Below are 11,906 nucleotides of genomic sequence, written 5' to 3' on the forward strand. Positions count from 1 at the left end.
ACCCCGGCCCGGGCGATCACCCCGGCCTCGGCCGTGCCGGCGACCCCGCCGCCGCCGGTCTATACTCAGGGCCCGGTGCGCCAGACCGGCATCTACATTCAGGCCGGCGCCTTCCTGCAGCCGGCCAACGCCAATCGCCTGCAGGCCAAACTGTCGCGTTATGGCAAGGCGTTCGTCGCCCGCGCCATGATCGACGGTCAACAGTTCTACCGGGTCCGGGTCGGGCCGATGCGCAGTGTCGACGACGCGGATGCCGCGCTCGACCAGATCATCGCATCGGGCGAAACCGGCGCCCGCATCGTCGTTGAATGACAGTTCCGGAGGCGAAATCCATGTCGCACCGCCTTAGCCGCTTTTTCGTTCTCGCCGTCGCCTGTCTGGGCCTCGCGATCGCGCCGCTTTCGGCCGCGCGGGCCGAGGCGCTGGAAACACCCGCGCGGGAAGCCGTGCTGATCGACCTGTCGACCCACACGGTGCTCTTTGAAAAGAACGCCGACGAGTCGATGGTGCCATCGTCCATGACCAAGCTCATGACGATCTACATCCTGTTCGAGAAGCTGGCCAAGGGCGCCATCAAGATGGAGGACATGCTGCCGGTCTCGGAAAAGGCCTGGCGCATGGGCGGCTCCAAGATGTTCGTCAGGGTCGGCGAGCGGGTCGCGGTTTCCGATCTCCTGCGCGGCATCATCGTCCAGTCGGGCAATGACGCCTGCGTCGTCGTCGCCGAGGGCCTCGCCTCGACCGAGGAAGCCTTCGCCGCCCAGATGATGGCGAAGGGCAAGGAACTGGGCCTGAAGGGCAGCACTTTCCGCAACGCCAGCGGCTGGCCCGACCCCGAACACCGCATGACCGCCCGCGACCTGATGGTGCTCGCCGAGCACATCATCGAGGATTTCCCGCAGTATTACCCGCTGTTCGCCGAAACCTCGTTCAAATACAACAACATCGAGCAGGCCAACCGGGATCCGCTGCTGGGCGTCGTGCCTGGCGCCGACGGCCTGAAGACGGGCCACACCGACGAGGGCGGCTATGGTCTCGTCGGCTCGGCGAAGCGTGACGGCAGGCGCCTGCTGCTGGTCATCAACGGGTTGAACACCATGAAGGAGCGGGCGCAGGAATCCGCCCGCATCATGGAATGGGGCTTCCGCGAGTTCCAGACCTACACCATGGCGAAGAAGGGCGATGCCCTGGCCGAGGCCAAGGTTTGGCAGGGCGAGGACGAGACCGTGCCGCTAACCGTCGCCGAGGACGCGCGGGTTACCTTACGCCGGGTCGATCGCGCCGCCATGGTGGTAAAGGTCGTCTATGACGGGCCGGTGCCGGCGCCGATCCAGGCCGGCGACCAGATCGCCTCGCTCGAGATTTCGGCGCCCGACATGCCCGTGATCAGCCTGCCGCTGGTCGCCGCCCATGGTGTCGAGCGTCAGGGCGTCTTCGGCCGCATCTTCGGCTCGCTGCGCTATCTCGTCACCGGCGAAGCCGGCTGACCCGATGCGCGGGCGCTTCATCGTCCTCGAAGGCGGGGAGGGCGCGGGCAAGAGCGGTGCCATCATGGCCCTGCGCCAGGACCTCGCCCGCGACGGCCTCGATATCCTCACCACGCGGGAGCCGGGCGGCACGCCGGAAGGCGCGGCCCTCCGCCGTCTCCTGCTGGCGGAAACCGCCCACGACTGGACCAGCACGGCCGAGCTTCTGCTGATGACCGCCGACCGCGCCCAGCATGTCGAGCGGGTGATCCGGCCCGCCCTCGCCGCCGGCCGCATCGTCGTCTCCGACCGCTATGTCTCCTCGACCCTGGCCTATCAGGGGGCGGGGCGGGGCCTCGACAGCGAACTCGTTCTTGATCTGCACAGCCGGGCGATCCGCGACCTCTGGCCCGACCTGACCATCGTCCTCGATGTCCCGCCCGAGATCGGCCTTGCCCGCAGCCAGACCCGCCTCGGTCATGCCGGAATCGACGAAGGCCGCTTCGAGGGGCTGGATCTCGATTTCCATCGCCGGGTGCGGCAATCCTTCCTCGACCAGACGGCGGCCGCCGGCCGTCATGCCGTGGTGATCGACGCCACGAGGGACAGGGCCACGGTCGAGGCGGCGGTGATTGCCGCCGTCCGCGCCCTGGTGGGCTGAGCACCGTGGCCAAGGCCGAGGTCCCAAGCGCGCCGGACATTCCGCTGCCCCGGGCCAATCCCGATCTGATCGGCCATGACGAGGCGGAAGTCGCCCTGCTCGACGCCGTCCACGGCGGCAAGCTGCATCATGCCTGGCTGCTGACCGGGCCGCGCGGCATCGGTAAGGCGACCCTGGCCTATCGCTTCGCCCGCTTCCTCTTCGCCCATGGCCTCGACACGCCCGTGGACATGTTCGGCGGTCCGCCGCAGACCCTGCAGCTGTCGCCGGACGATCCCCTGTTCCGCCGCATCGCCGCCGGCTCCCACCCCGATCTGGTCACCCTGGAGCGGGAGGAAAATCCGCGCACCAAGGTCCTGCGGGACGAGATCGTCGTCGATCAGGTGCGCGACCTCGCCGGTTTCTTCGCCATGACCCCGGCCGAGGGCGGCTTTCGCGTCGCCATCATCGATGCGATCGACGAGATGAACCGCAACGCGGCCAACGCCCTTCTGAAGCTGCTGGAGGAGCCGCCGCCGCGCAGCCTGCTGATCCTCGTCGCCCATGCCCCCGGGAGACTGCTGCCGACCATCCGCTCGCGTTGCCGCCGGCTTGCGCTGCGCCCGCTGCCGGAAGCGCAGGTCGCCGCGATCGTGAACCGGCTGGTGCCCGGGATCGCCGCCGACGAGGTGCGCGGGTTGTGCCGGCTGGCGAATGGCAGTCCGGGCCGCGCTCTCGCGCTTCATGCCGCTGGCGGCTTGAAGCACTACCGCGCCATCGGTGACCTGCTGGCGCCCCTGGCCCGGCGCCAGGGTCTCGACATCAAGGCGGTGAATACCCTCGCCGATCGCTTCACGGGGCGGGAGGGCAGCGACCTGTTCCGCCTGACCTTCGAGCTTCTCGGCCTCTGGCTGGTGCGCATGATCCGCCTGTCGGCGACCGGCGGCATCGACGAGGCCATGGTGGGCGAGGGGGCGGCGATGCGCGCGCTCGTTGCCGCCGCGCGGCTTGAACGCTGGACCGAGGTATGGGAGAAGATCAATGCCTTGGCCGCGCGCGCCGAGGCGGTCAATCTCGACCGCAGGCAGGTTCTCGTCGCAGCCCTCGGCATGATCGAGCGTTGCACGCGCCAGTCTGTTTCCTGACGGCGGGCGCGGGCAGCGCCCTCTGGAGTTCCGAATGGCCGATTCTTCCCCGTTCTACATCACGACGGCGATTTCCTATCCGAACGGCGTGCCGCATATCGGCCACGCCTATGAAGCGATCGCGACCGACGCCCTGGCGCGCTTCCAGCGCCTCGACGGCCGCCGCGTCTATTTCCTCACCGGGACCGACGAACACGGCCAGAAGATGCTGCAGACCGCGCGGCGCGAGGGCCTGAGCACCGAGGCCCTGGCCGAGCGCAATTCGGCCCGTTTCAAGGCCATGGTCGAGACCCTGGGCTGTTCCAACGACGATTTCATCCGCACCAGCGAGGAACGGCACCACCGCTCCAGCCAGGCGATCTGGCAGCGCATGGTCGATGCCGGCGACATCTACAAGAATACCTATGCCGGCTGGTATTCGGTGCGCGACGAAGCCTATTACACCGAGGACGAGACCGAGGTCCGCGCCGACGGCATCCGCTATGGCGGCCAGGGCACGCCCGTCGAATGGGTGGAGGAGGAAAGCTATTTCTTCCGCCTGTCCGAGTATCAGGACCGCCTGATGGCCCATTACGAGGCCAACCCGGATTTCATCGGCCCGAACGAGCGCCGGAACGAGGTGGTCAGCTTCGTGAAGCGCGGGCTGAAGGATCTGTCCGTCTCGCGCACCACTTTCGACTGGGGCATTCCGGTGCCCGGCGATCCCAAGCATGTGATGTATGTCTGGGTCGATGCCCTGACCAATTACATCACCGGCGTCGGCTTTCCCGACGAGACTTCGCCCCTGTGGTCGTTCTGGCCGGCGAATGTCCATGTCATCGGCAAGGATATCGTTCGCTTCCACGCGGTCTATTGGCCGGCCTTCCTGATGTCGGCCGGCATTGAGCTGCCGAAACGGGTCTTCGCCCATGGCTTCCTGTTCAACAGGGGCGAGAAGATGTCGAAGTCGGTCGGCAATGTGATCGACCCGTTCAACCTGGTCGAAGCCTATGGCCTCGATCAGGTGCGTTACTTCTTCCTGCGCGAAGTGCCCTTCGGCCAGGACGGCAACTACAGCCACGAGGCGATCGTCAACCGCATCAACGCTGATCTCGCCAACGACCTCGGCAATCTCGCCCAACGATCCCTGTCGATGATCGCCAAGAACGCGGGCGGCGTGGTGCCGGCCTGTGGCGAGTTGTCGGACAGTGACAAGGCGATCCTCGCCCAGGCGGACGGTCTCTACGAGATCGCCAGGGCCGCCATGGCGAAGCAGGATATTCACGTCGCCCTGGCTGCGATCTGGACCTGCGTCGCCGACGCCAACCGCTATTTCGCCGGCGAGGCACCCTGGGGCCTGAAGAAGACCGATCCGGCGCGCATGGAAACCGTGCTTTACGTGACGGCCGAGGTGATCCGCCAGATCGCCATCCTGGCCCAGCCGGTGATGCCGGCGTCTTGCGGCAAACTGCTGGACCAGCTGGCGGTGCCGGCGGATGCCCGGCTGTTCGCCAACCTCGGCCCGGCCGGCCGGCTGACCTCCGGTGTCGCCCTGCCGGCGCCGCAGGGCGTGTTCCCGCGTTATGTGGATGAGGTTGCGTAAACCATGCTGATCGACAGCCATTGCCATCTCGATTTCCCGAATTTCGCGGCGGATCTCGACGCGGTGATGGAAAGGGCGCGTCTGGCCGGGGTCGGCGCCATGCTGACCATCGGCACCTCGCTGGTGAAATCGGCGCAGGTGATCGCGGTCGCCGAGCGTTTCCCCAATGTCTGGGCCTCGGTCGGCATCCACCCGCATGAAGCCGAGGCGGAAGCGGGGGTGCAGGCCCGCACCCTGATCGATCTGTCCAGGCATCCCAAGGTGATCGCCATCGGCGAAACCGGCCTCGACTATTTCTATGAACATGCGCCGCGCGAGGTGCAGAAGACCAGCTTCCGCGCCCATATCGAGGCGTCGCGGCAGACCGGCCTGCCCATCATCATCCATACCCGCGACGCCGACGACGACACGGCGGAAATCCTGCGGGACGAAATGGCGAAGGGGCCGTTTCCCGGCCTGATCCATTGCTTCACCTCGAGCGCCTGGTTCGCCGATGTCGCCCTTGAGCTCGGGCTCTATATTTCCTTCTCGGGCATCGTCACCTTCAAGACGGCAGAGACCTTGCGCGAGGTCGCGGCCCGCGTGCCCGCCGACCGTCTGCTGGTCGAGACGGATTCGCCCTATCTCGCCCCGATCCCCCATCGCGGCAAGCGGAACGAGCCGGCCTTCGTCGCCGCGACCGCGGCCGCGGTCGCCCGGGAGCGGGGGGTGACGGTCGACGAGATCGCCCGCCAGTCGACCGAGAATTTCCGCCGCCTCTTCACCAAGGCCGATGTCGCGGCCGTCCTGGCCGCCGCATGACCTCGGGAACCAAAGTCACGGTGCTGGGCTGCGGCACGTCGGGCGGCGTGCCGTCGATCACCGGCAACTGGGGCCGCTGCGATCCCAACAACCCGAAGAACCGCCGCCGCCGGGTCTCGATCCTGGTGGAGCGGGGCGCGACCTCGCTGATCGTCGATGCCTCGCCGGACCTGCGCGAGCAATGCATTTCCGCCGGGGTGCAGCGGCTCGACGCCGTGTTGCTGACCCACGATCATGCCGACCATTGCCATGGCATCGATGATCTGCGCGGTATCGCCGGCGTGATGCGGCGCCGGGTGCCGATCCATGCCGATCCGCGCACCCTCGGTACCGTCAACCGGCGCTTTTCCTATATCTTCGAGGGTAATGGCGGCTATCCCGCGATCTGCGACGGCATCGAGATCGATGGCCCGTTCTCGATCGGCGAGATCGATGTCCTGCCCTTTCGCCAGATCCATGGTGATATCGAAACCCTCGGCTTTCGCTTCGGCAATATCGCCTATTCGACCGATGTGAATGAATTGCCGGAAGAAGCCTTCTCCGCCCTCGAGGGGGTGGAGGTCTGGATCGTCGATGCGCTGCGCCACACGCCGCACCCGAGCCACGCCCATCTTGAAAAGACCCTGTCGTGGATCGAGCGGGTAAAACCCGCCCGCGCCATCCTCACCCATATGACCTGGGAAATGGATTACGCCAGTCTGATCCACAGCCTGCCGGCCGGCGTGGAGCCGGCCTATGACGGCATGGTCATCCCTGTGGATTGAATCTGAATATAAAGTTCATCCTTCATATAAATCAATGCGTTACCGAGTATTACTGATTTTTCTTTTCAGTGGATAACTCGGCTTTGCGGCGGAAGCCCGCCAGGCGGTCCTCGACCTCTTCCGCATCCTTGCCCTGAATTCGCAGCGCCCCGCCGGCAAGGGCGAGGCTGGCCTCGATCGTCTCGGGCACCACGTCGGTCGCGCCGGCCCGGCGCAGATCGCGGGCGGCGGCGAGGTCCCGCGCCCGGACGATCACCGGCATGTCGGGGACGAGCTGACGCACGGCCTGCAGGGTCGCGAGGCTGGCGGGAACATTGTCGAGGGCGATGACGACGACACTGGTCCGCATGATGTCGATCGAGCGCAGCACCGCCGGCAACCGGCAATCGCCATAGAAGGCCGGATAGCCTTCGGCCCTCGCGGTGGCGACGGCATGGGTCGAGGCATCGATCGCCATGTAGGGGATGTCGGCCGCCTTCAGGACCTCGGCCACCGTGCGCCCGACCCGGCCGAAACCGGCGATCAGCACATGCGACGGGACTTCGGGAATGTCGTGGGGCGACAGATCGGGGTCGCGGGTGCGGTCCTCGATCAGCGTGGCGAGCCGCGCGCCCAGGCTGACGACGAAGGGGGTCAGCGCCAGTGAAAGCGCGGCGACGATGGCGACGAGGGAGGCCGTCTCCTGATCCATCAGCCGGTTGCCGAGGGCGAGATTGACGGCGACGAAAGTGAATTCGCCGGCCTGCGCCAGCAGGGTGCCGAAGCGGATGGCGGGACCGGGATCGAGACCGAACAGCCGGCCGAGACCGGCGGCGATGCTCGCTTTCAGGGCGATCAGCGCGAGGGTGAGGGCGATCACCAGCAACGGCTGGTCGATCAGCATCCGCAGGTCGAGCATCATGCCGAGGGTGACGAAGAACAGGCCGAGCAGCAAGCCGCGGAAGGGCTCGACATCGGCATCGACCTGATGGCGGAACGGCGTATCGGCGAGGGCAAGCCCGGCCAGGAAGGCGCCGAGCGCCATCGACATGCCGGCCAGTTCCGCGACCATGCCAAGGCCGAGGACGACGAGCAGCGTCAGGCCGGTGAAGAGTTCCGGGCTCGCCGCGTCGGCCACCAGATGGAACAGGGGTTTCAGCACGATCCGGCCGCCGAACAGGATGAGCGCGATGGCGGCTATGCCCTTGGCGAGGCCGAAGGCGGCGGCGAGAAGGTCGAAATTCCCCTCCGGCGTCGCCATCACGCCGATCAGCGTCAGCAGGGGCACGACCGCGAGATCCTGCAGCAGCAGGACGGCGACAGTCGCCCGGCCGAAGCGGGTCATGGTTTCGCGCCGCTCGACCATGAGGCGGACCACGGTCGCGGTCGACGACAGGGCAAGGCCCCCGGCGATGGCGATGACGGTGCCGGCGCTGGGCGCCAGCAGCCCGAACAGCACCAGCAGGCCGAGCAGAATGCCGATGGCGAAAAGCGTCGCCAGCACCTGCGCCGTGCCCAGGCCGAAAATGAAGCGCCGCATGGCGCGCAGCCGGTTCAACGGCAGATCGAGACCAATGGCGAACAGCAGGAAGACGACACCGAAATCGGCGAAGCCGGCCAGGCTTTCCGGCTCGCGCACGAAACCGATCCCGGCGGGGCCGATGACAATCCCCGTCACGACATAGGCCAGCAGCGGCGGCACCTTGAGCCGGCCGAGAAAGGTCGCCGCCAGCACCGCCGCCGCGAGCAGGATCAGGATACCGGGCACATCGTGTACACTGACATTCATGAGCGGCGCCCTGGCCCCATGGGCGATTCGGTTCGGATCTCGGCCATTGTCGCAAAGCCCGCCGCCATTCTCCAAGCCCGCAGGCGGAACTGGGCGTGAGGCACGGTGTTCCTCAAGGCGATGGGGCCCCCCTCCGGTCGAGAAAAGAGCTGAATTTACATGCGTTTCCTTGCCGTCGCGGCCAGCCTCGTTCTCGCCCTCCTGTCGCTGCTCGGCCCCGCGCTGTGGAATGGCTATCCGATCACCTTCCACGATACGGGCGGCTTCATTTCGCGGATCTACGAGACCGAACCGGGTTTCGGCCGGGCGACACCCTATGGCCTGTTCCTGGACGGGCTCTACTGGCATCTGTCGTTCTGGCCGGCGATCGTGGTTCAGAGCCTGATCGTGCTCGGCCTTCTCGCCGAGACGGGGCGCGCCCTGCTTGGGTTTCGTGGCACCCGTCTCGGACTGTTCACCGGGGCTTGCGCGCTGTTGCTGGCCGCGGTCACCGGCATTTCCTGGTACACGTCCCAGCTCCTGCCCGACCTTGCCGCCGCCACCGCCGTGCTGGCGTTGTTCCTGTTGATCGAGGGGCGCGATGGCCGGGGCCTCGCGGTCAGCATCCTGTTGGGCCTGGTCGTCATTCTGGGCGCCGCCAGCCATACGGGGACGGTCGCCCTGTTGTTCGGGCTTGTACTCTACAAGGCCCTGCTGATCGCCGGGGCGCGTTTCCACGCACCCTTGCGGCACTGGAGCCGGCGCACGACCTGGCGTCTCGGTGCCGGCGGTCTTGCTCTCGCGCTGGGTGTCCTGTCGGTGCCGCTCAGCAATCAGGCGCTCTATGGCCAGTTCCGCTTCACGCCCGGCGGCGACATCTTCCTGTTCGGCCGGCTGGTTCAAGACGGCATCGCCAGCCGTTTCCTCGCCGACCATTGTCCGGATCCGGCCTTCAAACTGTGCGATCTGCAGGCCGAGCTATACGAGCCTGACGGCAGCCAGCGCAACAACGACAGTTTCCTGTGGTGGGGCGGCAGCCCGCTCTACAAGATCGGCGGCTGGGAAGGCGCTGGACCCGAACTGGCGGAGATCACCCGGCGGTCGCTGATCGAGTATCCTGGACTGCATCTGGCCGCGGCCTGGCGCAGTTTCGTCGGTCAGCTCGGCCTCGTCGCGACCGGCGACGGGCTGAACGAGACCCATTGGCATACCCAGTGGGTCTTCGAGCGCGACATGCCCCAGGAGTTGCCGGATTTCATGGCCGCCCGTCAGCGTGACAAGTCATTCCCCTTCGAGGCGCTGAACATCGTCCATGTACCGGTCGGTTTCGCCGCCTTCATCGCCCTGCCTTTCCTTGCCTTTGCCTGTTTCCGGCGCGGCCGGGCGGGGGCGGGGCGCCTTGCCTCGCTGGTCTTCGTGACCCTGATCGGCAATGCCTTCATCTGCGGCGTGCTGTCCAATCCGCATGATCGCTACGAAAGCCGGCTGATCTGGCTCGCGGTGCTGGCCTGTGTCGTGGCCGGGTTTTCCCTGTGGCGGGAACGACAAACTGACAAATAATCAGTTGGATTGACCTAGCTCAATGCAACACGAGCATCCCTCGTATTCTCTGGACGCAGCCCGAAAGCGGCCAAGAAGCGGAGGAAACCCATGCGTATGCGTCTTGTCGAACAGCCCCCCCAGGAAACCCGGGCCTTTACAGAGAACGACCTGACCGGTCGCCTCGATGAATCGGATGTCGAGACCATCCGGGAAATCTTCAACACGCCGCTGACCGGGTCCTACAACTGGGACTACGACAGCGCCAACGCCAAGATCCGTCGCCTCTACGAGCTCGGCAAGCGGCACAACTGGAATGCGACGCTCGATGTCGATTGGGAAATGTCGGTCGATTACAACGACTACCCGATGGATCCGGCGACCAATCCCTTCAACGGCTATCACGAATACGAAGCCCTGCCGGAAGCGGAAAAGATCCGCTTCGCCTGGAAGGCCCATGCCCAGACCGTCGCCCAGTTCCTGCACGGCGAACAGGGCGCGATGCTGGTCGCCTCGCAACTGGTCTCCTGCGCGCCGACGGCGGACGCCAAGCTCTATGCCGCCAGCCAGACCTTCGACGAGGCCCGTCATGTCGAAGCCTTCAACATGTATCTGCGCAAGCATTGCGGTCAGCTCTACCGCATCAACCCGAACCTGAAGGCCCTGATCGACAAGGTGCTGGAAGATCCGCGCTGGGACCTGAAATTCATCGGGATGCAGCTGATCATCGAAGGCCTCGCGCTCGCCGCCTTCGGCACCATGACCCAGACCACGCGGGACAATCTGCTGCGTCAGGTGGTTGAACTCGTGATGCGCGACGAGGGCCGCCATGTCGCCTTCGGCGTCAATTACCTCGAAGACTGGATCAAGACCCTGCCGGAGCAGGAGATCGAGGACAGGGCCGAATTCGCCTATCAGGCCAGCCTGATCATGCGCGATCGCCTGTTCGGCATGGATGTCGCCGCCGAATATGGCTTCGATGTCGATGCCGCGCGGGAACACATCCTGAAGAGCCATGTCACGGCGATCTTCCAGCACCTGCTGTTCGAGCGCCTGATCCCCAACTTCAAGCGTGTCGGCCTGCTGACCGAGAAGGTGCGCGCGAAATACGACGCGATCGGCGCCCTGCAGTATGAACACGCGGCGGGCGATATCCTGATCGACTGGCAGAAGCTCGACGAACCCCTGCCGGTGAAGGGCGTCTTCGCGGCGGAATAAGGGCGGGTGGGGAGGGGGCTTCGGTCCGGGTGGGCCGAAGCCCCTTCTTCGTCCCCTTGATTCCAATATATTGGAGTTTATGATGCTCATATGAGCATGACCGATTCCGATATCGACCAACGCCTCGGCACCCGCATCAAGGCCCTGCGGGCGGCGGCGGGCCTGACCCTCGATGCCCTGGCGGAAGCCGGAGGGGTGAGCCGGGCCATGCTGTCCCGGATCGAGCGCGGGGAATCCAGCCCGACCGCGCAGCTGCTCGGGCGGATCTGCGGCGGTCTCGGCATCACCCTGTCCACCCTGTTCGCGGCGACGGAAAAGACGGCGAGTCCGCTGTCCCGCCGCGCCGACCAGACGGTGTGGCGCGACCCGGCGACCGGCTATGTCCGGCGCAACATCTCGCCCGCCGGCACCGGATCGCCGGTCGAGATCGTCGAGGTGGAGTTTCCGCCCGGCGCCGTCGTCGGCTTCGACAACCAGCGCTTCACCGGCATCGACCAGCACATCCATGTCCTCGATGGCCGGCTGGATTTCTCGCTCGGCGACGAGAATTTCGTGCTCGCGGCCGGCGACTGTCTGCACATGCGCCTCGACCGGCCGACCCTGTTCCGCAATACGAGTGGCGCCCCGGTCCGCTATCTCGTCACCCTGGGCCAGGGGGGACCGCGCCCGTGACGGCCCGTATTTTCCCCCTCGACGCCGCTGCCGCCGAGGCGCGGCTGGGCGAACTCGCCGCCATCCTGGTCGATGCGGTCGAACAGGGCGCCTCGGTCAATTTCATGGCGGGCATCGCCACCGAGGACGCCGCCGGCTTCTGGCGCCGCCAGCTGCCCGGCCTCGTCGAGGGCGAGAAACAGCTTCTCGTCGCGGAAGAAGACGGACGGCTCGTCGGCACCATCCTCTTGATGTTCGCGCAGCAGCCGAACGCGCCGCATCGGGCGGAGATCGGCAAGATGCTGGTCCATTCCGGCCTGCGCCGCCGGGGCCTCGGCCGGCGCCTGCTGGCC

General features: G+C 66.3%; 12 protein-coding genes. 11 read left to right on the forward strand and 1 reads right to left on the reverse strand.

The genetic code is table 11. The features are described from left to right. The 7 genes from WAZ62_RS04005 to WAZ62_RS04035 form a co-directional block, all read left to right on the forward strand. The coding region (locus WAZ62_RS04005) for an SPOR domain-containing protein (protein ID WP_422642236.1) at positions 1–312 on the forward strand (312 nt) is incomplete at its 5' end. 20 nt (positions 313–332) lie between these two features. Beyond that, complete coding sequence (locus WAZ62_RS04010) at positions 333–1,487, forward strand: D-alanyl-D-alanine carboxypeptidase family protein (RefSeq protein ID WP_422642237.1); 1,155 nt, start codon at positions 333–335, stop codon at positions 1,485–1,487. A gap of 4 nt (positions 1,488–1,491) precedes the next feature. Then, positions 1,492–2,127 carry a dTMP kinase gene (gene tmk / locus WAZ62_RS04015; protein ID WP_422642238.1) on the forward strand — a complete coding sequence of 212 codons (636 nt, stop codon included), beginning with the start codon at positions 1,492–1,494 and terminating at the stop codon, positions 2,125–2,127. Between the two features lie 5 nt (positions 2,128–2,132). Further along, positions 2,133–3,251: a DNA polymerase III subunit delta' gene (locus tag WAZ62_RS04020; RefSeq protein ID WP_422642239.1), complete on the forward strand. Its 1,119-nt coding sequence runs from the start codon at positions 2,133–2,135 to the stop codon at positions 3,249–3,251. Between the two features lie 34 nt (positions 3,252–3,285). Continuing rightward, positions 3,286–4,833 (forward strand): methionine--tRNA ligase, encoded by a 1,548-nt coding sequence (metG, locus tag WAZ62_RS04025; protein ID WP_422642240.1) that lies wholly within the window; start codon positions 3,286–3,288, stop codon positions 4,831–4,833. A gap of 3 nt (positions 4,834–4,836) precedes the next feature. Continuing rightward, positions 4,837–5,634 (forward strand): TatD family hydrolase, encoded by a 798-nt coding sequence (locus tag WAZ62_RS04030; RefSeq protein ID WP_422642241.1) that lies wholly within the window; start codon positions 4,837–4,839, stop codon positions 5,632–5,634. Continuing rightward, positions 5,631–6,398 (forward strand): MBL fold metallo-hydrolase, encoded by a 768-nt coding sequence (locus WAZ62_RS04035; RefSeq protein WP_422642242.1) that lies wholly within the window; start codon positions 5,631–5,633, stop codon positions 6,396–6,398. The genes WAZ62_RS04030 and WAZ62_RS04035 overlap by 4 nt, the downstream gene beginning before the upstream one ends. Before the next feature lie 49 nt (positions 6,399–6,447). Here the strand turns inward: WAZ62_RS04035 and WAZ62_RS04040 are convergent, their stop codons facing one another. Further along, positions 6,448–8,166, reverse strand: a complete 1,719-nt coding sequence (locus tag WAZ62_RS04040) for a cation:proton antiporter (protein WP_422642243.1) — start codon at positions 8,164–8,166, stop codon at positions 6,448–6,450. Positions 8,167–8,325: 159 nt separating this feature from the next. Here WAZ62_RS04040 and WAZ62_RS04045 point away from each other — a divergent pair, with 159 nt between their 5' ends. The 4 genes from WAZ62_RS04045 to WAZ62_RS04060 form a co-directional block, all read left to right on the forward strand. Continuing rightward, the gene (locus WAZ62_RS04045; protein WP_422642244.1) at positions 8,326–9,705 is read left to right on the forward strand and encodes a hypothetical protein; all 1,380 of its coding nucleotides are present in this window, start codon (positions 8,326–8,328) and stop codon (positions 9,703–9,705) included. A gap of 90 nt (positions 9,706–9,795) precedes the next feature. Further along, on the forward strand, positions 9,796–10,902 hold the full coding sequence (locus WAZ62_RS04050; protein ID WP_422642245.1) for a ferritin-like domain-containing protein: 1,107 nt from the start codon (positions 9,796–9,798) through the stop codon (positions 10,900–10,902). A 90-nt stretch (positions 10,903–10,992) separates the two neighbouring features. Then, the gene (locus WAZ62_RS04055; RefSeq protein ID WP_422642246.1) at positions 10,993–11,574 is read left to right on the forward strand and encodes a helix-turn-helix domain-containing protein; all 582 of its coding nucleotides are present in this window, start codon (positions 10,993–10,995) and stop codon (positions 11,572–11,574) included. Beyond that, the coding region (locus WAZ62_RS04060; protein ID WP_422642247.1) for a GNAT family N-acetyltransferase at positions 11,571–11,906 on the forward strand (336 nt) is incomplete at its 3' end. The genes WAZ62_RS04055 and WAZ62_RS04060, both read left to right, overlap by 4 nt.

It is taken from the genome of Zavarzinia sp. (genome assembly GCF_049306435.1).
GTDB lineage: Bacteria > Pseudomonadota > Alphaproteobacteria > Zavarziniales > Zavarziniaceae > Zavarzinia.